This window comes from Bacillus sp. T3 (genome assembly GCF_033449965.1).
GTDB lineage: Bacteria > Bacillota > Bacilli > Bacillales > Cytobacillaceae > Bacillus_BU.
Map to the genome: position 1 here is coordinate 2,353,005 of NZ_CP137761.1, position 22,257 is coordinate 2,375,261.

General features: G+C 37.7%; 18 protein-coding genes, 3 pseudogenes and 1 riboswitch. Of the genes and pseudogenes, 18 read left to right on the forward strand and 3 right to left on the reverse strand.

Annotated elements, in window-relative coordinates:
- The first annotated feature begins 42 nt into the window (after positions 1-42).
- Positions 43-1,152 (forward strand): FtsZ/tubulin family protein, encoded by a 1,110-nt coding sequence (locus RGF10_RS12160; RefSeq protein WP_318502409.1) that lies wholly within the window; start codon positions 43-45, stop codon positions 1,150-1,152.
- Between the two features lie 217 nt (positions 1,153-1,369).
- Positions 1,370-3,023 (forward strand): annotated as a pseudogene (gene ggt / locus RGF10_RS12165) (gamma-glutamyltransferase).
- 108 nt (positions 3,024-3,131) lie between these two features.
- Here the strand turns inward: ggt and uraH are convergent.
- Both uraH and uraD read right to left on the reverse strand, forming a co-directional pair.
- On the reverse strand, positions 3,132-3,521 hold the full coding sequence (gene uraH, locus RGF10_RS12175; protein ID WP_318509438.1) for a hydroxyisourate hydrolase: 390 nt from the start codon (positions 3,519-3,521) through the stop codon (positions 3,132-3,134).
- Between the two features lie 150 nt (positions 3,522-3,671).
- Positions 3,672-4,169: a 2-oxo-4-hydroxy-4-carboxy-5-ureidoimidazoline decarboxylase gene (gene uraD, locus RGF10_RS12180; protein ID WP_318502413.1), complete on the reverse strand. Its 498-nt coding sequence runs from the start codon at positions 4,167-4,169 to the stop codon at positions 3,672-3,674.
- A 249-nt stretch (positions 4,170-4,418) separates the two neighbouring features.
- On the opposite strand from uraD, the gene allC reads away from it, so the two are divergent.
- The 14 genes and pseudogenes from allC (at position 4,419) to RGF10_RS12250 (ending at position 17,849) form a co-directional block, all read left to right on the forward strand.
- On the forward strand, positions 4,419-5,663 hold the full coding sequence (gene allC, locus RGF10_RS12185) for an allantoate deiminase (protein ID WP_318502415.1): 1,245 nt from the start codon (positions 4,419-4,421) through the stop codon (positions 5,661-5,663).
- Between the two features lie 43 nt (positions 5,664-5,706).
- A complete protein-coding gene (locus tag RGF10_RS12190) occupies positions 5,707-7,038 on the forward strand; it encodes an allantoinase (RefSeq protein WP_318502417.1) in 1,332 nt (443 codons plus the stop codon).
- A gap of 203 nt (positions 7,039-7,241) precedes the next feature.
- Positions 7,242-7,523 carry a DUF2325 domain-containing protein gene (locus RGF10_RS12195; RefSeq protein WP_318502419.1) on the forward strand — a complete coding sequence of 94 codons (282 nt, stop codon included), beginning with the start codon at positions 7,242-7,244 and terminating at the stop codon, positions 7,521-7,523.
- A gap of 201 nt (positions 7,524-7,724) precedes the next feature.
- Positions 7,725-8,363, forward strand: a complete 639-nt coding sequence (gene trhA, locus RGF10_RS12200; RefSeq protein ID WP_318502421.1) for a PAQR family membrane homeostasis protein TrhA — start codon at positions 7,725-7,727, stop codon at positions 8,361-8,363.
- A 392-nt stretch (positions 8,364-8,755) separates the two neighbouring features.
- Positions 8,756-9,301 carry an NADPH-dependent FMN reductase gene (gene ssuE / locus RGF10_RS12205; protein WP_318502423.1) on the forward strand — a complete coding sequence of 182 codons (546 nt, stop codon included), beginning with the start codon at positions 8,756-8,758 and terminating at the stop codon, positions 9,299-9,301.
- Between the two features lie 71 nt (positions 9,302-9,372).
- Positions 9,373-10,362 carry a sulfonate ABC transporter substrate-binding protein gene (locus RGF10_RS12210; RefSeq protein ID WP_318502424.1) on the forward strand — a complete coding sequence of 330 codons (990 nt, stop codon included), beginning with the start codon at positions 9,373-9,375 and terminating at the stop codon, positions 10,360-10,362.
- A 17-nt stretch (positions 10,363-10,379) separates the two neighbouring features.
- Positions 10,380-11,138 (forward strand): aliphatic sulfonate ABC transporter permease SsuC, encoded by a 759-nt coding sequence (gene ssuC / locus RGF10_RS12215; protein ID WP_318502426.1) that lies wholly within the window; start codon positions 10,380-10,382, stop codon positions 11,136-11,138.
- 16 nt (positions 11,139-11,154) lie between these two features.
- Complete coding sequence (locus RGF10_RS12220) at positions 11,155-11,919, forward strand: ATP-binding cassette domain-containing protein (protein WP_412176730.1); 765 nt, start codon at positions 11,155-11,157, stop codon at positions 11,917-11,919.
- A 53-nt stretch (positions 11,920-11,972) separates the two neighbouring features.
- Entirely contained in the window at positions 11,973-12,338 is a 366-nt protein-coding gene (locus RGF10_RS12225) for a hypothetical protein (protein ID WP_318502429.1), read from the forward strand.
- Between the two features lie 52 nt (positions 12,339-12,390).
- Positions 12,391-13,540 (forward strand): annotated as a pseudogene (gene ssuD, locus RGF10_RS12230) (FMNH2-dependent alkanesulfonate monooxygenase).
- A 287-nt stretch (positions 13,541-13,827) separates the two neighbouring features.
- Positions 13,828-14,004: an oxidoreductase gene (locus RGF10_RS12235; RefSeq protein ID WP_318502431.1), complete on the forward strand. Its 177-nt coding sequence runs from the start codon at positions 13,828-13,830 to the stop codon at positions 14,002-14,004.
- Entirely contained in the window at positions 13,946-15,805 is a 1,860-nt protein-coding gene (locus tag RGF10_RS12240) for an oxidoreductase (protein WP_318502433.1), read from the forward strand. The genes RGF10_RS12235 and RGF10_RS12240 overlap by 59 nt, the downstream gene beginning before the upstream one ends.
- 338 nt (positions 15,806-16,143) lie before the next feature.
- Complete coding sequence (locus RGF10_RS12245; RefSeq protein WP_318502435.1) at positions 16,144-17,274, forward strand: GerMN domain-containing protein; 1,131 nt, start codon at positions 16,144-16,146, stop codon at positions 17,272-17,274.
- Between the two features lie 53 nt (positions 17,275-17,327).
- A riboswitch (SAM riboswitch) is annotated at positions 17,328-17,430 on the forward strand.
- A 95-nt stretch (positions 17,431-17,525) separates the two neighbouring features.
- Positions 17,526-17,849: a hypothetical protein gene (locus tag RGF10_RS12250; protein ID WP_318502437.1), complete on the forward strand. Its 324-nt coding sequence runs from the start codon at positions 17,526-17,528 to the stop codon at positions 17,847-17,849.
- A 117-nt stretch (positions 17,850-17,966) separates the two neighbouring features.
- On the opposite strand, the gene modA is transcribed toward RGF10_RS12250, so the two are convergent.
- Positions 17,967-18,755 (reverse strand): molybdate ABC transporter substrate-binding protein, encoded by a 789-nt coding sequence (gene modA, locus RGF10_RS12255; protein WP_412176622.1) that lies wholly within the window; start codon positions 18,753-18,755, stop codon positions 17,967-17,969.
- A 284-nt stretch (positions 18,756-19,039) separates the two neighbouring features.
- Here modA and RGF10_RS12260 point away from each other — a divergent pair, with 284 nt between their 5' ends.
- Both RGF10_RS12260 and RGF10_RS12265 read left to right on the forward strand, forming a co-directional pair.
- Positions 19,040-21,808 (forward strand): ATP-binding protein, encoded by a 2,769-nt coding sequence (locus tag RGF10_RS12260; protein WP_318502441.1) that lies wholly within the window; start codon positions 19,040-19,042, stop codon positions 21,806-21,808.
- A pseudogene (locus RGF10_RS12265) lies at positions 21,789-22,139 on the forward strand (response regulator); the annotation flags it as partial. The gene RGF10_RS12260 and the pseudogene RGF10_RS12265, both read left to right, overlap by 20 nt.
- Positions 22,140-22,257 lie beyond the last annotated feature (118 nt).

Below are 22,257 nucleotides of genomic sequence, written 5' to 3' on the forward strand. Positions count from 1 at the left end.
TACGAGTATTATTCATAAATAAGAAGAGAAGGAGGGGATAAAATGAAATCAATCGGAATCTTGGGCATCGGTCAAGCAGGAGGTAATATTGCAGAATTTGCATCTGCCTCAGGGTTTCAAAGTGCTCTTATCAATACGAATAAGCGAGATGGAATGGTAAATACAAAGGTTGAGAAAAAGTATTTTGTTCAAGGCTATATTGGCGCTGGGCAGGACCGTTCAATCGGCTTGCGGGCAGTACATGATCATTATCAAGAAATGATTGAATTTGTTAAGAAATCCTTTAAAAATATAAAGCTCTTGTTGGTTGCCTTCTCAACAGACGGAGGAACAGGATCTGGTATGAGCCCAATCTTAATTGACCTGCTTATTGACCAGCTTCCTGATGTGAAAGTTGGCGCAATCGCCGTTGTCCCAGAACGAAATGTGTTGGCAGGAAACCGGATTAACACAGCTGAATGTCTTGAGGAGCTTTCAAAAATAGATTCCATCGCTTCAGTATTTTTAGTCGATAATGACCAGGTGCGGAAGCTGAACCCTCAATCGAGTAAGCAGCAGATTTATCAATATGCAAATCAGCAGGTAATAGAAGCTATTAACAACGTATTTAAAGTGACTCAAAAAAGTTCTGTATTCGGAAACTTTGATGAGACGGACCTCTTGAATATCTTATCTACACGGGGAGTAACCCTTATTTGTCAAACACCCATTACAGGTGCCAATACAACCGCAGATGTCACAGCGAAAGTACAAAAATCCTGGTTGCACTCGATTTTCTGTCCAGTTGAAGCCCAAGGCGTCATCCGAGCTGGCCTGATTTACGATGGACCAGAAACGATTTCAAAGCTTATTAATGTCCCTGCAATCTTTGAAAAAGTCGGAGAACCGCTTCAGTTATTTGAAGGGACTTATTTTACTGAAACAGACCCCACCATTACAACCATACTATCAGGACTATCCTTCCCATCCCGTCGTCTCCAATCCCTTGAAGAAACACTTGAAAAAAATCGTGATCGCTTGCAAGCGCTTGTTAATAAAGAATTTACACAGAAATATAAATCACGGGTTACATGGGCATCCAACCTTAAAGCGAAACGTCCTGAAAAAAAACCGGAAACGCCAACGACAAAATTGTCTAAGTATCAAAAATAAATTCGTTATGTCTTACAAAAACTTTTAAAACTCCTGATACGGTGAGTGATCGATAGGATTACTCACCGTTTTTTCTTTTCTTATAACATCAGAATCTAAAATTTTTCTAAAGTGTGAAGGATTTTTCAGGTATGTTAAGGAAAAAGACCAATAGGGAAAAGCAAAAAGTATACAGTTTTTTGACCTTGGTAGTTACATATTTGGAGGGATGAAGCAGATGAAGCAACCTCATTTTTCGCATCGGCCGACAACAATGGCTCCGAATGGCATAATTACGGCACCGCATTATTTGGCCTCGCAAGCTGGTATGAAGATTTTGCAAGAGGGAGGAAACGCACTTGAAGCTGCAATTGCCGCGGCTTCGACGATAGGTGTTGTTTATCCTCATATGAATGGAATTGGCGGAGATAATTTTTGGCTGATTTATAATGCCCATGAAAAAGAATTAAAGGCTCTAAATAGCAGTGGCCGGTCTGGAGCAATGGCGACGATTGATTTTTATAAAAAGCTTGGGCTTGGGAAAATTCCCGCAAGAGGTGTGCTTGCTGCAAACACAGTTCCTGGTGCAGTTGCAGGCTGGGAAAAGGTGTATTCTTATTCAATGGAAAGAATGAAGGGGAGTAGGGATTGGGACGCGTTGCTTCAAACAGCGATTGGATATGCTAAACATGGCTTTCCGGTCACACACAGCCAAGAACATTGGACAAATGTCAATCTGGATGAAAAGGACCATCAATTTCGACATCTGCAACGATTCTCTGAATTTAAGCGGATTTTTACAAAATCATCCGGTTTATCCTATCGCGCAGGAGAGTTAATGAAACAAACTGATTTAGCCCTTACATTAGAAGGTATTGCGGAAGAAGGAAGTGCACTTTTTTATCAAGGTACTTTAGCAAAAGTGATAACGGAGGATCTTCAAGGATATGGAGGTGTTTTAACCTTTGATGACTTTGTATCGCATCGTTCAGATTGGGTTCAACCAATTAAGGTTAACTATCGCGGCTTCGATGTTTACAACCTCCCACCTAATACACAAGGCTTTGCCTCTTTATCGATTTTAAATATATTAAATCATTTTCATTTACCGTCGATTGAGGAAGGTTCAGCAGATTACTATCATTTAATCATTGAGGCGATTAAACTAGCATTCGAGGATCGAGATCAATATTTAACTGATCCAGATTTTTCACCCATTCCATTAGATGAGCTGTTATCTATTAATAGGGGCAAGGAGTTGGCTGCGAGAATTCAATTTTCAAAGACGGTCAATCTCAAAAATCAATTGGATCCAAAGGGAGATACGGTTTGGCTTGGTGTGGTTGATAAGGATGGAAATGCCGTTTCGATGATTCAAAGTATATATCATGAATACGGTTCTGGTATTATTCCAAAGGGAACAGGAGTCGTACTCCAAAATCGCGGTAGCTTTTTTTCATTAGACAGAAGCCACGTGAACTGCTTAGAGCCAAACAAAAGAACATATCATACGTTAAATCCAGCCATGCTTTTTAAAAATAAGCTACCTTACTTAGTGTATGGTACGATGGGCGGGGAAGGGCAGCCGCAAACTCAGGCAGCACTAGTGACGAGAATACTAGATTACGATTTTCCAGGTTCAGGCAGCAATTGAAGCGCCAAGATGGTTATACGGTCGAACATGGGGAGCGGAATCCAATAGTGTGAAAATCGAAGCAAGAATTCCGACTGAAGTATCCCAAGAACTTGAAGCGCGCGGTCATGTGGTGGAGGTTTTAGAGGATTATACAGATGTCATGGGCCATGCTGGAGCGATAAAAATTGACCAGGAAAGTGGAATTAAATTTGGAGGTGCAGACCCGAGAGGCGATGGAGCTGCACTTGGATATTAAGGTTAAGGTGATCCCCAGTCAAAACGGCTGGGTTTATTATTTTAAAATAAAAACAGCCCATTTAAGAACAGCTGCTCTAAAAAAGGATGCAATCTCTTTTTCCTTTTATTAACTCCCGCGATACACTTGATATCCCCAAGGTGATACGAGCAGTGGGACGTGGTAGTGTTTGGTTGGTTCGGCAATGCCAAAGCGTACGGGTACTTGTTCGAGGAATGGGGGTTCAGTAATCATAACTCTTCGGCTTCTAAAATAGTCGCCTATGTGAAAAACAAGCTCGTAGCTTCCTATTTTCATTTCTTCGCCAGAAAGAAATGGTTGGTCAAGTCGACCGTCTTGGTTTGTCACAGCCGTTTTTAACAATGTCCAATTCGAATTCGCCGCCCTTGTGGTTGCCTCAGATGTTACACTAGCCTCCTGGTAAAATAATTCAATTACCACTGCGCTTGCGGGAGTTCCATGGGTAAGATCTAAAATATGTGTCGTTAATCCACTCATGTTTGCTCCTTTACTATTTTGACATTTTCGTAAAATTGATGATGTGATATAATTTGACTCATTAGTTTTATCCATTCAGCTACGAACTCCATTTATTATATTCAATATGAGGAGGCAAACAGACCATAAAGCATCTGTTTTCTTGGTAGGTCACTTCCCGAATCGTTGCGCTAATCTCAGCTTTGCGATTTTATAAATTTCTGAAAGGGCAGACTCGAACTCTTTCTCACCAGTGTTTTCAATTCTTGTTTTCATCGCTTCGTAAATTTGGTGTTTATTTTTTCCGCGAACAGCCAAGATAAATGGAAAGTTAAATTTCTCCATATAGCGGTGGTTCATCGAAATGAATCTCTCATACTCTTCGGGTGTTAAATCCTGTAAACCGGCACCTTCTTGTTCTTTAACTGAATCCTTTGTCATAGCTACTCGATCCCCTAAATTGGGGTGAGCTTTGATTAGTGATAGCTTTTGCTCGAGTGACGAGCTCTTTACAACGGCTACCATTTCTTGGTGTAAATGTTCCAGAGAATAGAAGGGTTTTGCATTTTCTGCTTTTTCGGCAATCCAAGGCGAATGCTCAAAAATACCATCTAGTAATGTCATATATTGTTCATGAGTAGCCTGGTTAATCATTTTTATTGTTAACATGCTTATAATGCTCCTTCCGTTTACTCCATTTACATATATTAAATATATCATCTATAGTCAGAATAATTAAATAATAATAAAGATTAGTTTGGTTGTCATTGGCATAATAACTTAAAATTTTTTACAGGCTCATTCAATCTGTATAGAACATAATGACTAAAGAAATTGGTTTGTCATGTATGCAAAATGAGAATGTGACATATAGATGTAAATAAAGATTACATAAAATACTAGGGAGGAGTGAATTAAATGTCCATTCAAATTAATAGTCAGTCAGAAAATGGTCAGGTTGGAGAATTAATTGAATGGCTTGCTTCAATTGGCAAAACTGAGGATGGTGGAGTAACAAGATTATTGTACAGTAGCGCCTGGTGTGAAGCACAGCAGGCTTTAAGAAATAAAATGGATCAAGCAGGGCTAGTTACATATTTTGATTCAGTCGGAAACCTGTTTGGAAGAATACCAGGTAGTAAAGAAAATGAGAAAACGGTCCTGACAGGCTCCCATATTGACACGGTTGTAAACGGTGGGAAATATGATGGTGCCTTTGGAGTCATTGCTAGCTTTATAGCGGCCGTGCGACTTTTTCAAGAATACGGTTATCCCAAGAAAACAATTGAAGTTGTATCATTATGTGAAGAAGAAGGAAGTCGGTTTCCGTTAACCTTTTGGGGATCAAGAAATATTAGTGGTGCATACGATTTAGATCATGTACAGGATGTAAAGGATCCGGATGGCATTCCTTTTTTACTTGCAATGGAAGAAGCGGGTTTTGATCCCGTTAAGTATATCCCTCCTATTCGAGATGATATTGAAAGATTTGTTGAAATTCATATAGAGCAAGGAAGAGTCCTTGAAAAAAATAAAAAGCAAATAGGGATTGTAACTCATATTGTCGGTCAGCGGAGGTATCGCATTCAAATAAAAGGAGAAAGCAACCATGCTGGTACGACTCTAATGCATTATCGGAAGGATGCTGTCAGTACAGCAGCGCATTTGATTTCATTTTTAACTGAAATAGCAAGGAATACGGATTCTCAATTAGTCGCAACTGTAGGAAAGATTGATGTTTTGCCAAATGTCCCAAATGTTGTGGCAGGGGAAGTGGAATTCAGCTTGGATATTCGACATCACAAGGAAGATGTGATTGAAGAGTATTGTAATGAAATTTTTAATGAATTTAAACGAGTTACAGAAAAGTTAGAAATGGAAGTAACTATTATACAATGGTTGGATGTCAAACCAGTAAGAATGGATGAACAGATGTGCCAACTTGCTACGGAAATAGCTGAGATGAAGCAGTTGCGCTATCAGAATATCATTAGTGGTGCTGGACACGATGCACAAGTATTTGGTCAAATTTGCCCAACGACATTATTATTTGTACCAAGTCAAAACGGAATTAGTCATTCTCCAATGGAGTTTACTAGTTTACAAGATTTAGAAATAGGTATCGAATTATTAATGGAAGTTTTATATAAATTAGCTTATTAAGGGAAGCGTCAGTTGGGTATTAACGAAATAGAGGTGAGAATAAATGGGAGTATATGATCTTTTGATTCGAAATGGTCTGGTCGTCCTCGAAAATGGGGTTTCGAAAATGGATATTGCGATCAAAGACGGAGTTATCATCGGAATAGACAAACAGCTTTCAGGAACTGGATTAATCGAAGTGAATGCAAGTGGAACGTATATATTCCCTGGCGCGATAGATGTTCATGTGCATTTTAGTGAACCTGGCCGGGAGCATTGGGAAGGGTTTGAAACAGGCTCGCAAATGTTGGCAGCTGGAGGATGTACAACCTATTTTGATATGCCGTTAAATGGAATTCCATCGACGGTGACGAAAGAAGCTTTGCTCCAAAAAGCAAAAATCGGCTTTGAGAAATCGGTTATTGATTTTGAACTGTGGGGTGGATTGGTTCCTGGGAATGAGGGTGAATTACAGGGACTTGCAGAAGCCGGAGCGATTGGTTTTAAAGCCTTTTTATCCGATACCGGCAATGAAGAGTTCGAACGAGCCGATGATCAAACACTGTTAAATGGAATGAAGGAAATAGCCTCGCTTGGAAAAATTCTAGCTTTACACGCTGAAAGTGCTCCCATTACAAATTGGCTCGAACGTAAAAAGAAGGAAAAAGGACTTAATAGTGCCGATGATTACTTAGAAACGCGACCCGTTTTGGCAGAAGCAGAAGCGGTCGAGCGAGCCATAACCTATGCAAGACTAACAGGATGCGCCCTCCACTTTGTACATATTAGCAGTGAAGCGGCGATTGACAAAATTGAAGCTGCTAAACGTGAGGGCGTGGATGTAACGGTCGAAACATGTCCCCATTATTTACTATTTAATCATCAGGCATTAATCGAAAAAGGTCCTGTTGCAAAATGTGCTCCACCATTAAGAGTGAAACAAGAACAAGAAAAACTAATTAAGTTATTAATAGAAGGAAAGTTTGATATGATTTCCTCTGATCACTCTCCTTGTCCTTTTTCCATGAAGGATCCAACCAAGTATAATTTGTTTGATGCATGGGGTGGAATTAGCGGGGGACAATTTACCTTATTATCTATGATTCAATTAGCTCTACAATACGATATACCATTTACAAGTATTGCTGACTGGACAGCTTCAGCTCCAGCTCGCCGATTCGGTTTGACCAAAAAAGGGAAAATCGAAGTAGGGTGGGACGCGGACCTAGTGATTGTTACGCTAGAAGATTTCACTGTCACAACTGAAAACTTCCTTGCTAAACATAAACAAAGTCTCTATATCGGACACACATTCCCATGTCAAATCACCAGCACGATCAACAAAGGTAAAATGGTCTACGAAAACGGAAGGCAGAATTTTCGTAGTTCCTTTTAATAAAAACACGTATCAGGATAGGGTTTTCCTGATGCGTTTTTTAATTTTTGTTAACTGATAGTAATGGAATGATTAATCAATTGAACCTTTCAAAGAAAGTTTCTAAAAATTCATTGACACTGATAATCATTTTCAATTAAAATATAATTAAGTGATAACGATTATCAATAAAGGTTTCGTAAACCTAAAAGGAGAAATGAAAAATGGCTTCGTTATTAATTGTTGGTGCAGATCATTTAGGTGTTATTCCGGAAAAATTAACAACTGTTGGATTTGATAAAGTCCTACATATAAATGGCAGAAAAGCTCAAATGGTAAAAAAGGAGTTACCAGAAAAAATAAGCTGTATCCTTGTTTTAATTGATTACGTAAATCATAATCTGTCAACTGTAATCAAGAAACAGGCGAAAAGTCAATCTATTCCCATTTTTTATGCAAAGCGCTCCTGGTGCTCGATCTATAATGCATTAAAAGACGTAGTGTAGATAAAATTTTTTTGCTTTAATTGAGAATTATTTTCATTTTGTAAAGAGTCAGTCAAGTAAATAGTAAAGGATATAAAAATGGAATATAATGATAAAGAGCACTTCGCTTTGGAGTGCTTTTGTTATTTGTATTGTTGCAATAACACGTACAAAATGGAATAGCAGTAGTGTTAAAGGTAAGTAGAAGGGAAGTTAACGATAGTGGCTAATACGCATTCATTTTCAAAAGAGGAAGAAATATCAAATTCAATAACACATGGGATTGGTGCATTGTTAAGTATTGCGGCTCTCGTCATTCTAATCGTTTTTGCATCACTTTATGGAACAGCCTGGCATGTTGTTAGCTTTACCCTGTTTGGGACAACGATGGTCCTACTATACACAGCGTCAACGCTCGTGCATGCTTTGCGACCAGGTAGAGCAAAGGATTTTTTTGAAATTATGGACCATTCTGCCATCTATTTTTTTATTGCGGGGACGTATACTCCATTTATGTTAATTGCGGTAAAAGGCTGGTTAGGCTGGACTTTATTTGGGATTGTCTGGGGAATCGCTATTGGTGGAACTATTTTTAAATCTTTTTTTGTGAAGAAATACATGTTCACTTCCACCGTTCTCTATGTCGTTATGGGGTGGTTGATTGTTTTTGCTTGGCGGGATTTAGTAGAAAATATCCATCATACTGGATTTTTACTTCTTGTAATAGGTGGGTTATTGTATACGATTGGTGCCATTTTCTATATGTGGAAATTATTCAAACACCATCATGCTGTCTGGCATTTATTCGTACTTGGCGGGACCATTTGCCACTTCTTCTCGGTACTTTATTTACTTCGATAATAAAGGAAATGGAAAGCTAATCGGGTGAATATTGGGTCCATTTAATAGTTTTCTTTTCAAGGAGAATGTAATTTATCTTTTCTGTATTTTTACAAAAGACAGAAAAATATAACGATTGTTATTGACATTCTATTTAAAGTTATTTATGATAATAAACAAGAAAATAATCTGACCGATCGGACAGCCGAAGGTCCTTAGCCTTATTAGTCATTAATGGGTTAAGGACCTTTTTTTATTACTTAATACCAAGTTATCCAATAAGTATAATTATAATGTCTGGTGATGACGACTAGTCTTCTAGAGTCATAATTAATACTAAGGCATAAACACTACTTTTAAGGATTAAACTGAGTAAATGCATTTGATTAATATAATTAAAGGAGACGATTTATATGACAAAAGTATTAATAGTATCAGGAAGTCCAGCTCGTGTTTCGAGAACATCAGCTCTAGCTTCATTTATTCACAAGGAATTATCTGATAAAGGACATGAGGTAGAGTTTTTGTCCCTTCGTGATTTACCAGCGGACGCACTCGTTCATGCACAATTTAATGATCCATCGATCCAGGCTTCACAAACACTAGTAGAACAAGCGGAGGCACTGATCGTTTTAAGCCCAGTATATAAAGCAAGCTATCCGGGTATTTTAAAAAGTTTTTTTGATTTAATTCCGGAAAAAGGTTTAGAAGCTAAAAAGGTATTACCGATTGCAACAGGTGGTACAATCGCTCATTTATTATCACTGGAATATTCATTTAAACCGTTATTTTCGGTACTTGGTGCGAGAGAAGTTCCCCAAGGTGTCTATATTGTTGATTCACAGTTGAGTTATGTAGAAAACGATATCACCTTTATTGAGGAAGAGATTAAATTGCGGATACAATCAGCGATTGATGATGTTTCAGGTAACCGTTCGGAGAAGATTCAGTCACGATAGGAGACAATTTCCGCAAATATAATGTAATGCACTACCTTGAATGCTATTTATATGATCAGGAGGAAAGATTAATGGCTCTAACTATTAGAAAAAAAGGAATACTTGTTCTCATTTCGTTATTTTTTTTACTTTTATTAAGTGCTTGCAATTCTGAAAAGCAGAGCAGTGAAAAAGCTTCAGCAAAAAATGGTGAAACCAAAACCATCCATATCGGTTATCAAAAATTCGGAACCATCAACTTTTTAAAAGGACAAAATACGTTGGAAAAAGAATTAAAGCCACTGGGTTATAAGGTTGAATGGACGGAGTTCCCTGGAGGTCCACAGCTGCTAGAGGCATTAAATGTTGGCAGCATAGACTTGGGCCATACTGGAGAAGCACCACCAATTTTTGCGCAAGCTGCGGGAGCACCACTTGTATATTATGCAAATGAACCTGTGAATCCAAAAGGTGAGGCTATCATTGTTCCAAAAGATTCTCCAATACAGAACGTTAAGGAGTTAAAAGGGAAGAAGATTGCCTTAAATAAAGGTTCAAACGTTCATTATTTGCTTGTAAAAGCATTGGAAGCAAATGGATTGAAATATGAAGATATTGAAACAGCTTTTTTACCACCCTCTGATGCTAGAGCAGCGTTTGAAAAAGGGGCGGTCGATGCTTGGGTAATCTGGGATCCATTTTTAGCAGAAGCACAGCAAAAAACGGGTGCTCGTATTATCCAGGATGGAACAGGTTTAGTTGAGAATCGTGAATATTTCTTATCATCTAAGTCATTTGCGAAAGAAAATCCTGAGGTCCTTGACGTTATTTTCAACGAACTGGCAAAAGCAGAAAGTTGGGTAGATGAAAGCCGGAGCGAGGCAGCTAAATTCTTGGCACCACAAATTGGGATGGATAAGGAAACACTAGACATCGTTCTAAATCGCAGACCTTATGGAATCGAAAAGATTACCACTGATCGCTTAGAAAATCAGCAGAAAATAGCCGATAAATTTTATGATTTAAAGCTTATTCCGAAGAAAATTGATGTATCCGAAGCAGTTCTACCAGCAACCAATTAATAAAGGGGGAATCAACGATGAAATGGAAACAGTTTTTACCATGGGTTCTTCCGATTATTTTAATCGTCACGTGGCAATTAAGCTCATCATTGGGCATTCTCTCAGCAAGAGTATTACCAAACCCACTTGATATCTTTACTGCTGCGGTAGAGTTAACAAAGAGTGGTCAGTTGTTTACTGATGTTTGGACCAGTACAAAAAGGGCATTTACTGGATTTTTAATTGGCGGCGGAATTGGCTTTATGTTAGGGCTGGCAAATGGTTTGTCGAATATTTCGGATCGTTTACTGGATTCTTCGATTCAAATGATTCGAAATATCCCTCACCTTGCCCTCATACCGATCGTGATTTTGTGGTTTGGGATTGGCGAAGAAGCGAAATTATTTCTCGTCGCGTTAGGAACTTTTTTCCCAATTTATCTAAACACGTACCATGGGATCAGGTCGGTTGATCGTTCTTTAATTGAAATGGCAGAAGTTTATGAGCTTAAGGGATTTTCATTGTTTTGGCATATTATTTTTCAGGCGGCGTTACCTTCCATTCTTGTTGGTGTCAGATTTGCGCTAGGGATAACTTGGGTAACTTTGATTGTGGCAGAAACGATTGCAGCTGATTCAGGGATTGGATATTTGGCGATGAATGCGAGAGAGTTCATGCAGCTGGATGTTGTGGTTCTAAGCATCATTCTTTATGCATTGTTGGGGAAACTGTCCGATGTTGCAGCAAAAGTAGCGGAAAAACGATTTTTAAAATGGCATCCAAGCCATCAGAAATGATTGGAGGGTTTTGATGATGGCAGTAAAACAATCAATCGTTGAGCTTTCAACGATACAAAAAGTGTTTGACGGAAAAGAAGTATTAAGGAAAATTGATTTGCAGGTACAACAGGGCGATTTTATTGCTGTAGTCGGCAAAAGCGGATGCGGAAAAAGTACATTATTAAGACTTATAGCTGGTCTAGAAACAGCTACTACAGGTTCGATCACGGTCAATAAAGAAAAACTGAAAGGCCGAAATTTATTAGCAAAAATGATGTTCCAAGATGGTCGGCTCTTGCCGTGGAAAAGAGTGGATGAAAATGTCGCGCTCGGTTTAAAACAGGATGAGCAAAGAGCACAAATCCCGAACATTCTCGAACAAGTAGGATTGGCTGACCGTGCTAAGTCGTGGCCGGCCCAACTATCTGGTGGTCAAAAGCAACGTGTCGCACTTGCAAGAGCACTAATACATGACCCTGAGCTTTTGCTGCTGGATGAACCGCTTGGTGCGTTGGATGCATTAACAAGATTAGAAATGCATGAACTGATTGAAAAACTTTGGCGGGATAGGCAGTTTACAGCCATTTTAGTGACTCATGATGTGGAGGAAGCAGTAGCGCTTGCAAATCGAGTCATTTTAATAGATGAAGGACAAATTGTCTTAGATTTACCAATTCGCCTACCATACCCACGGCAACGAGACAATCCGCATTTTTCAAAGTTAGTTTATCAAGTTTTAAATAAAATTATGGGAAATAGGTGGGCAACCTCCCATGAGCCAGAAGTGAATGTAAGATAGCTAATTTCAACAATATTTAACAAATGCGAGATCATGACTGAGGAGGGGATGTCATGTCTAGTGAAAATCAAACAGTGAAACCATTTATCTATAAAAATAGAGGATTTAAGACAGGATTCAAAGATAGTGAGCTATTAAATTTACCTGATTTACACTTTTTTCTCTATTGTCAAAGAAATTATAAAATCAACAAAGGTGTTTTTAATACGATTGACAATTGGTTTTTTGAATATGGGATTATCCAGGTTCTTAATCGGAGAATTCATATTTTAGCATTTTTAGATTTTGTACTTAATGAAACATCTCGATTGGCTGATGATTCCAATCGCAGGAAATTTTTACGATTTGGTGTTGGAGGATTGTCAAAGAAACTGTCCGAATTCATTTCTGATACAGAGTCTGGCGGATTTATAATCTAATTTTCATTTGATAAAAGATTTTCTACTATTTTTGGATAAGGGGATGTTTTTAGTGGAAGTATTTTGGTTTATTCCAACTCATGGTGATGGAAAATATTTAGGAACAAGCGAAGGGGCAAGAGCCGGTTACCTATTCATATTGCAAACAAATCGCGCAAGCTGTTGATGAATTGGGTTATAGTGGGGTGCTAATTCCAACAGGGAAATCGTGCGAAGATTCCTGGATTGTGGCCTCATCGTTATTGTCCGTTACTGAAAAGCTTAAATTTTTAGTTGCTGTGCGCCCAGGTTTGATGGCACCTAGCTTTGCAGCAAGAATGGCCGCAACGCTAGATCGTTTTTCTAAAGGAAGATTGCTAATAAACGTGGTGGCTGGTGGAGATCCGGTAGAATTAGCAGGCGATGGACAATTTCTTGACCACGATGCTCGATACGATCAAACAGATGAATTTTTAACGATATGGAAACAGCTTTTTGAAGGAAAAGAGGTAGATTTTCACGGAGAGCATTTAAGTGTGGAGGGTGGTCAATTACTTTATCCTTCTGTGCAACAACCATATCCGCCACTTTACTTTGGGGGTTCCTCGCCAGCAGCTTTAAATGTAGTCGCGGATCATATTGATGTTTATTTGACTTGGGGCGAGCCACCCGCTCAGGTTGCTGAGAAAATAAACAACATTAGAAAGCTAGCAGCGGAAAAGGGTCGTACTGTCCGATTTGGCTTGCGCGTTCATGTTATTGTTCGTGAAACAGAAGAAGCAGCTTGGCAAGCAGCGGAAGAATTAATCCAGCATGTTGATGATGAGTCCATTGCTGCGGCACAAAAAATCTTTGCGCGGATGGATTCTGAAAGCCAAAAATTAATGACTCAACTAAATAAAGGTGATCGATCAAATTTGGAGGTTAGTCCGAATTTATGGGCTGGTGTTGGTTTAGTTCGTGGAGGTGCTGGAACGGCTCTAGTTGGAAATCCTGATCAGGTTGCACAACGAATGAAGGAATATGCGGAGTTAGGAATCGAAACCTTTGTTCTATCAGGTTATCCTCATCTTGAGGAAGCGTATCGGACGGCGGAGTTATTGTTCCCTAAACTTCCAATCAAACAAGCAAACGATTCAAATGAACGCGCTTTTGTAAGTCCTTTCGGTGAATTAATCGCTAACCAGCATCCACCAAAGCAAAAATCAGTATTAACAAAGTAGCAGATCATCTTTAACGTTAATATTTCGGAAAAATGACCATCAATAAATTAAAAGTTTGTTGTGAAACCACAGGGCTAACGATGATGGGAAGTCTTTCTTAATTGTGACAAAAATGTTTAAAATAATAGCAAAAACATTGTTTGGAAGCACATGAACCCCCAATGTGCTTCCAAATGTCATAGTTATATCACAAAAACAATTGAACCTTTCATTTATAATAAATATTGGAAATAATTTTTTTCTGAGACTATGTGAAATGTTTAACAAACTTGAAGGGTGGTCGCTTAATGAAGTTTAATCGTTTATTTGAAAAAGGGAAAATTGGACAGCTAACATTAAAGAATCGGGTTGTCATGCCGGCAATGGGTACGAGCCTGCCAGGTCCTGATGGAGAAATGAATGATCATGTCATTGCTTATTATGAAGAACGAGCAAAAGGTGGAACCAGGTTTAATTATTGTTGAATACACATCGATTGATTATAAATTAGGTCGTGCAAATTTTAACCAGCTTCGAATTGATGAAGATCGCTTCATGTCGGGCTTTTATCGCCTTGCAAATGCCGTTCATAAATATGACGCAAAAATCTTTGTACAGCTGCAACACCCAGGCAGGGAAACTACATCTCATAATTTAAATGGTAATCAAATTGTTGCACCAAGCCCTGTGACCTGTGCTGCCATTGGTGAGCAACCAAGAGAATTAACGACTGAAGAAGTAAAAGACATAGTCAATCAATTCGTAATGGGGGCAGTGCGCTGCAAGATGGCTGGTATTGATGGAGTCGAGCTCCATGGTGCGCATGGTTATTTAATTAATCAGTTTATGAGTCCAGGAACAAATTTACGTAGGGATGAGTATGGTGGTAGCTTTGAAAATCGGATGAGGTTTGTGGAGGAGATTGTCACCGGGATAAAGGAACAATGTGGTCCGGATTTCCCTGTTACGATTCGGATTAGTGTTGATGAGTTTGAAGAAGGCGGCTTGAATATTGAATTAAGTCAGGAAATAAGCCAATATTTAGAAAAAATTGGTGTTGATGCGATTCATGCAAGCTGTGGAAACTATAATTCTATGGATAAGATGGTTGAGTCTATGATGTTTGAGCAAGGCTGGAGAGTGTATTTGGCCGATGCTGTTAAAAAGGTAGTCAATATTCCCGTCATTACTGTAGGGGTTATCCGTGAGCCAGAATTTGCTGAAACCGTATTATCAGAAGGTAAAGCTGATTTTATCGCAATGGGAAGAGCCCATATCGCTGATCCTGAATGGGCAAAAAAAGCGTACGAAGGTCGTGAGAAAGAAATCAGAAAGTGTATTTGCTGTCTGAATTGTACAAGAACTGCAGGTCACGTAAAATGCTCTCTAAACATTCGTGCAGGTCGAGAACTAGAGTTTAAGGAAATGAAGAAGATAAACGAAAAGCGTCATGTAGCCATTGTTGGGGGTGGTCCTGGCGGAATGGAAGCAGCGAGAGTTCTGACATTAAAGGGCTATGATGTCACTATTTTTGAAAAGGATTCCAAGCTTGGAGGACAATTGAACCTAGTCAATCAACCACTCGCTAAAGAAAAAATGAATTGGATGATCGACTATCATCGCCACGAAATGGAACGATTAAAAGTAGATGTTCGTATTAATACAGTCGCCACGATCAACAGCATAAAGTCATTAAATCCATTTGCAGTTTTCTTAGCAACAGGTGCAGTACCAATTGTATCGCACGTAGAAGGATATGATTTAGCAAACGTTTGTGATTATGAAGATGTGTTGTTAGAAAGAAAAGCTTTTGTAAACAAAAAAATGGTGGTTATGGGTAGCGGAATGGTGTGCTATAGTGTTACGCATCAGTTGGCAAAGCAGGGGAATGATGTAACCTTAATTGAGGTGCCTACTGAGACTGGAAGCAAGGTAACTCCGCATACAAGAGCAATGCTATTGAATCGTTTAATAAAAGAGGATGTTAAGCTGATAGAAGGTCAAACAGTGGTTAAAATTCTTCCGAATACCGTAATCATTGAAGATGATGAAACTGGAAATCAAATAGAGCTTGAATTAGATTATTTTGTATTTTCAATGGGTACAGAAGCATATAATCCACTAGAAGAGCTCTTTCAACAGCATTTTGATAATGTTTTTGTTATTGGGGATGCGATAAATCCTGGATCGATTACGAATGCAATTAAGGATGGGTTTGAAAAAGCATTTGTCCTCGAAGACATAGTCACAACAAGGGTCAAAGAGAAAGTGTTAGAGGAAGTATAATAATAAGCATGTTAAGAGAACGATCATCTTGATCGCTCTCTTTTTTATGTTTTGTCACAGTTGATTGGAGTGGAAGGTGCGAAGACTCCTGCGGGAGCAGCGGGACAGGCGAGACCCCGCAGGCGCGAAGCGGCGAGGAGGCTCACCGCCCGCCCCGCGGAAAGCGAAGCGCCTGGAGCGGAAATCAACAGACTAATTAAACACAGCCTTCTTTTTGGGAAGTCTGATAAATCAGTCTTTTTTGCGCTGGTTTGGACTATATAACGAAAAATCATTGTATAATAAGGGTAGGAGAAAATGGGACAGAAGATTGATAAATTTATAAAGGGGAAATTTATATGAAAAGGTTGATTACCCTACTAACCGTTCTACTTCTCATGATCGGTCTCATTGGCTGTACCTTGAATAAAGACAATACAAGTGACGAGAACCAAAACAATGAAAAGACAAATCAAAACAGCAATAACAATAAAACAGACACTAAAAATGATAGTGATGGAGTTAAGGAACCTAAACAAACGAAAGAAACTCTGCCAGATATTAGCGAATACTATCCAATCACTAAAAATACACGATATAGCTATGAAGGTATTGGAAATGAATACTCAACTTTCACGGTCTATCCTGATTATATTTCTGAGACAAAAGTCCAACAAAGAGTTGAGAATGGTGGAACAGTGATGGCAAATGTCTTGGAGATAAAGGACGGAAAACTAACGAAGGTCTATTCTAGAGGAGAAGCATACTATCGAGAGAATCTATTAAAATTGACCGGCGAGAATCAGGAAATTATGCTGATGGAGCCACTTAAAAAGGGGACAACATGGACGTTAAAGGATGGAAGTATCAGAACGATCACGAATATGACGGTGGATCTTACGACTCCTTCAGGTAATTATAAAGCAATTGAAGTAACGACAGATAAGGGCAATGATAAAACCTTAGATTACTATGCTAAAGACGTTGGCTTAGTGAAATCTGTTTTTGTTACAGGTGAAACTGAAATCTCCTCGACCTTATCAAAAGTAGAGGAAAATGTACCACTTGTTCAAAATATTACTTTCTATTATCCGAATATTAATGACGATAAAATATATTATCAAAGCAGGCCTGTTAGCTTTTACACAAATGAAATTACAAGAAAGGTTTTGACAGCAGCATACAAAGGGCAAAGTCCGAATCAATTAGGAACGGTTTTTTCAAAAAACACAGAGATTAATAGCCTATATTTAAATCAGGATGGAAATGTTTATCTTGATTTGAATAAAGCCTTTATTGAGGAAATGAGCGCTGGTGCAGCATTTGAAGGATTAATTCTTCAATCAATTGTTAATACGGTCGGACAATATTATCAATGTGAAAAGGTATTTCTAACGATTGATAATCAACCTTATGAATCAGGTCATATTTCGATGAATAAAGGAGAATCCTTTAAGGTTCAAAGTGCTGGAACGATTGAAATTAAGTAGAATTCCAGAATTTCCATATCTAAGCTACTATGTTAAAATAAATTAAATAAATAAGGTTATCGAGAGTGAACGAGAGTGCTGGCTCCAGGACTTCACAGCAACCTACTATTTGTAAGGTGCTCCTACCAGTAAAGCCTTGGCTTTGAATGATAACGACACCATCGAAGACTCTTAGGTGCATACTGTGTGCTATAAGAGTCTTTTTCGTTCTTAACTTGAAGCCTTCGAAAAAGGAAGGGGGGATAGTTATTATGAATATTAATGGAGTAGCCAGAGAGTATATGGCCCGTTTTCAGAGTGGGGAGGAATTTTTCAAACAGGTTGCTGACCAGATTGAAAGGCAGCTAAAGGAATGGGATCCTCAATATGAAGTATTTTTAATGAGGTTCTCTTATTACGAATTAGTCATTAAGAACGGTGAGCAATACTACAACATTCAACTAACTTATTCAGAATTAGATAGTCTGCAAAAAAAGGCACCATATGCACTTGATCGAAAAATATGGAAGGACTTAAATGCTCTAGGGCTGCCAATTATAAAAGGGTATGGGAATTATATTGAATCGATTCTATAGTTATACCGTTATAATCCTTCCCTTTTTTTCATTATAATAAAAAGCAAGAAGCCGTCAATTTGTGCAGGCTTCTTGCTTTTTTATTAATCGTAATAGGTATAAAGAATTTTGACAGCATTAGAGATTCTTAAACCCGTATTTATAAAGAATTTTCATTGATTCTTGGGTTTGGAGGTATTCAAAAAAATTCAGTGCTTCCTCTGGATTTGCAGTCTTCTTCAATATCCCGACTGGATAAACAATCGGGGAATGTAAGTTGTTCTGTGCTGTGGTCATTACTTTAACTTTATTTGAAGTAAGAGCATCCGTTTTATACACCATTCCTGCGTCAACATTTCCTGTTTCAACATATGTAAGCACTTGGCGTACATCTTTTGCAAAAACTAGCTTGGATTCGACTCTTTTCCAAATGTCTAAATTCACCAAAGTCTCTTTGGCGTATTTCCCAGCCGGGACTGTCTCGGGGATTCCAATCGAAATCTTCTCCGCCTTTTCTATGTCTTGAAATGATTGGATACCTGTCTGTGCTCCCTTCGGTATGATTAAAACGAGCTCATTCCCAATTAAATCCTTTGATTGATTCTTTTCAATGAATCCATCATTGACTAGTAAATCAAATTGGTCTTTTGCTGCTGAGAAAAACAGGTCAACCGGTGCTCCCTGGATAATTTGTTGATACAATGCACCCGATCCGCCAAAGTTATAGGTTATATTCACATTAGAATGTTCTTTTTCATATTTTGCTTTAATCTCATTTAAGGCATCTTGCAGGCTTGCTGCAGCTGAAATCGTTAAATCAACCTGCTTAATAGTAGCTTCCTGTTTATTTGATTCATCATTAGAACAGCCAATGACAGTTAATGTGAACACAAAAATAAAGAGGAGGATAAGGAATCGCTTTTGCAATAGAATCACCCTTCTTAAAGTATGTATGATAAAGTATGTAATTTAAAGTATAACTTATTATAAAGAGAATGGTTCAATAAGAAAAGGAAGCAAACGTTATTTTAAAAGAATTTTGATGGTATGAGAAATATTATTAAAGGAAAATTACGGATTGTGTCGAATTACTTATTAATGTTTTTTCTGTAGATTTTTAATAATGAAAATTCTTTTTGACAATTGAATGATTGTCTCTGCCGATAACTAGAAAAAAATATAGGGCATTCACGAAATGGAGCACATCAAAGATGGATAAAAAATCCAGATCAATAAGAGGGATTATTAGCTTTTCTTTTGTTTTTTTAATGGTTAGCACTCTCCTTACGATTGGTTATATTATTTTCTCTAATTGGAATGATGCTTCTGAAAGCGTAATTAATCAAATAGAGAATGATGCGGCAAAAGATATCACCAACAAAATTGATAATCTCATCCTTATTCCATCAAATACAAATCAGGTTAATCATTATTTGCTTGAGCGTGAGATGATTGATTTTCAAAATAAGAATATTCGTGATGCATTTTTTGCTGGAATCATTAATTCGAGCAGTAAAGAAATATATAGCTTTAGTTACGGGTTGGAAAATGGCGAATATTACGGAGCACGTAGAAACGTGTTTAACGAAATCGAAATATATCGCAGTAATCCCGAAACAAATGGTCATTCCTATTATTATTCTGTCTCAAAAGAATTGACAGAGGAAGATTTTGTTGAAGATTTTGGAGCGTTTGACCCACGTACTAGACCTTGGTACACTCTGGCAAAGGAAGCTGGGAAACCAATCTATTCTCCACTTTATAAGCATTTTGTTAAGGATGACCTTGTGCTCACATCAGCCTATCCAATATATAATAAGGAAGGAAATCTTAAAGGAGTACTTGGCACACACATCACATTATCAAGCTTAAACAGTTTTTTAAAGGAAGTCGTGTCAGACCGTAAGGCAACCGCCTATGTAATCGAAAGAAATACTGGTGATATTGTAGCCAATTCTGTTGAAACAGCAAACTTTAAAAAAATGGAAGACGGAACTTATGAAAGAATTGGTATTGAAGATATTGAAACTACTTCGATTATCGATGCCTACAAGTCCTACAAAAAAACAGATAAGAAAAACTATGTTGGTAAGGAAGCTGGAGAAACCTTTCAGCTTAAGCTAACCGAATATAAAAAGGATGGTTTAGATTGGTTAATTATAACAGCAGTACCTGAAAGTCTATTGAAGAGTGAAATCAATCAAAATATCCAAACGGCAAGTGTATTATCAATTATCGCACTATTTATTTCGTTTTTTATTTATAAAAAAAGCACGGACGTCATTTTAAGACCAATAAATAATTTGATTGATGTAGCTGATCGTTTTTCAAAAGGTGATTTAAGTCAGAGGGCCTACATATATAAAAATGACGAAATTGGAAAGCTGTCAAATGCATTTAATAATATGGCTGAAGAATTAAATGTACATATTAATAGGTTGGAAGAAAAGGTTAAGGAAAGAACGGCAGAAATTGAAAGGGCTAATCATGAATTAAATTTAGCAAAAATTGAAGCTGACAAGGCAAATGAAGCTAAAAGCGAGTTTCTAGCAAATATGAGTCATGAAATTCGGACTCCACTTAATGCAATTATTGGATTCAGTGAACTGTTATCCAATACAATGAAAAACGAAATCAATCAAAATTACATTAAAACCATTAACAGTGCAGGAAATAGTCTCCTTACGATCATTAATGATATTCTTGACCTGTCTAAAATAGAAGCAGGTAAAGTTGAATTGCAGTATAAACCCGTCAAATTTCCTGCAATTTTTAAAGAGATTGAAACGATTTTTAGTCAAAAGCTTGAGAGCAAGGGAATTAAAATGATTCTTGACATCCAAACTGATATGTCAGATGTTTTTCTGTTTGATGAGGTAAGGATTCGTCAAATTTTATTGAACTTAGTAGGAAATGCTGTTAAGTTTACCGAAACAGGATCTATCAAACTGTCCATAAAAACATTGACTCCAACGTCTCATAATCAAAGTACGGTTAATTTATCACTATCGGTTGAGGATACGGGAATTGGAATACCAAATGAAGAAAAAGAAAAGATATTTGAGGCATTTACACAAATATCGGGACAAAGTATTAAGAAATATGGTGGTACAGGACTTGGGCTTTCGATTACAAAAAAACTTGTTGAAATGATGAATGGCATTATTCATTTAGAAAGCACAGTTGGTAAGGGCAGTATCTTTACCATTGAATTTACCAACGTTCAAATAGCTGCAACTGAAATGCTACCTGAAGACATAAAAAATTCCGATTTCTGCAAATATGTATTTTCGAAAGAAAAGATATTAGTGGTCGATGATATTGAAACCAATCGCTTTTTATTAAAAGAATTACTTTCTAAAGCTGGTTTAACGGTTCTTCAAGCAGAAAATGGTCAAGAAGCTTTAAATATTTGTGAAATAGAAAACCCAGTCTTAATTATTACGGACCTTGTTATGCCATTAATGGATGGATTTGAAGTGAGCTCGAGATTAAAGCAAAACAAAAAGTTTTGTGATGTTCCGATCATCGCATTAAGTGCGTCGGCTCATCAGGTAATACTAGAAGAAACAGAATTTGATGAATATTTAATGAAACCAGTGAATGCAGAGGAACTATTGGGGAAAATAGCTCAATATATTAAACCCGCTTCAAAGAGGGAACCTAACTGTAAACAACCTGTAGTAACAACCATGATACAATTCGAAAATTTAGAACCAGAGATACTTGTGGATCTAAGGGTTCAGTTAGAGCCATTACTGAAAAAATTAGACTCCTCGATCATTATCGGGAGTGTAAAAGCCTTAGCTGAAAGATTAATCCGATTAGGGGAGCAGCATCAAACGGAACTAATCATTTCAATTGGGGAAAATTTAATGTTAAGCGCTGATTGCTATGATATAGTAAACATTAAACTTCAAATCAAACAAATTGAAAAAATATTAACTGAGGATACTAGAAATGGAAAATCAAACGAATGAATTGATCTTGATTGTTGATGACAACCCTAATAATATTCAGGTCTTAGCAACTGTGATGGCAGAATGCGGGTATGAGGTTGGAATCGCCCAGAATGCATTTGAAGTATATAAATTCCTTGAAGAGAACAGACCAGAGCTAATTCTATTGGATGTTGAAATGCCTGAGATTGACGGGTATGAGGTTTGTTATACCATTAAACAAAATACAAAATATAAAGATATCCCAATCATCTTTTTGACTGTTAAAAGTGAAATTCAAGATATTGTAAAGGGTTTTGAACTTGGTGCAGTCGATTATATGACAAAGCCTTTTAATCGAAAAGAGTTAATATCTAGGGTGAAAACTCATATTTCGCTTAAACGGTCTAAGGATGAATTGGAAAGGAAAAATCGTGAACTCAAAGGTGTTATACGGGAAAGAAAACGGCTTGAGCGGGAAAAGGATTTAT

What these genes read in the sequence shown, in the direction of transcription:
- RGF10_RS12160 (WP_318502409.1), top strand. Translation starts at nt 43, where the DNA reads ATGAAATCAATCGGAATCTTGGGCATCGGTCAAGCAGGAGGTAATATT.
- uraH (WP_318509438.1), bottom strand. Translation starts at nt 3,521, where the DNA reads ATGAGTGGATTAACGACACATATTTTAGATCTTACCCATGGAACTCCC.
- uraD (WP_318502413.1), bottom strand. Translation starts at nt 4,169, where the DNA reads ATGTTAACAATAAAAATGATTAACCAGGCTACTCATGAACAATATATG.
- allC (WP_318502415.1), top strand. Translation starts at nt 4,419, where the DNA reads ATGTCCATTCAAATTAATAGTCAGTCAGAAAATGGTCAGGTTGGAGAA.
- RGF10_RS12190 (WP_318502417.1), top strand. Translation starts at nt 5,707, where the DNA reads ATGGGAGTATATGATCTTTTGATTCGAAATGGTCTGGTCGTCCTCGAA.
- RGF10_RS12195 (WP_318502419.1), top strand. Translation starts at nt 7,242, where the DNA reads ATGGCTTCGTTATTAATTGTTGGTGCAGATCATTTAGGTGTTATTCCG.
- ssuE (WP_318502423.1), top strand. Translation starts at nt 8,756, where the DNA reads ATGACAAAAGTATTAATAGTATCAGGAAGTCCAGCTCGTGTTTCGAGA.
- RGF10_RS12210 (WP_318502424.1), top strand. Translation starts at nt 9,373, where the DNA reads ATGGCTCTAACTATTAGAAAAAAAGGAATACTTGTTCTCATTTCGTTA.
- ssuC (WP_318502426.1), top strand. Translation starts at nt 10,380, where the DNA reads ATGAAATGGAAACAGTTTTTACCATGGGTTCTTCCGATTATTTTAATC.
- RGF10_RS12220 (WP_412176730.1), top strand. Translation starts at nt 11,155, where the DNA reads ATGGCAGTAAAACAATCAATCGTTGAGCTTTCAACGATACAAAAAGTG.
- RGF10_RS12225 (WP_318502429.1), top strand. Translation starts at nt 11,973, where the DNA reads ATGTCTAGTGAAAATCAAACAGTGAAACCATTTATCTATAAAAATAGA.
- RGF10_RS12235 (WP_318502431.1), top strand. Translation starts at nt 13,828, where the DNA reads ATGAAGTTTAATCGTTTATTTGAAAAAGGGAAAATTGGACAGCTAACA.
- RGF10_RS12240 (WP_318502433.1), top strand. Translation starts at nt 13,946, where the DNA reads ATGTCATTGCTTATTATGAAGAACGAGCAAAAGGTGGAACCAGGTTTA.
- RGF10_RS12245 (WP_318502435.1), top strand. Translation starts at nt 16,144, where the DNA reads ATGAAAAGGTTGATTACCCTACTAACCGTTCTACTTCTCATGATCGGT.
- RGF10_RS12250 (WP_318502437.1), top strand. Translation starts at nt 17,526, where the DNA reads ATGAATATTAATGGAGTAGCCAGAGAGTATATGGCCCGTTTTCAGAGT.
- RGF10_RS12260 (WP_318502441.1), top strand. Translation starts at nt 19,040, where the DNA reads ATGGATAAAAAATCCAGATCAATAAGAGGGATTATTAGCTTTTCTTTT.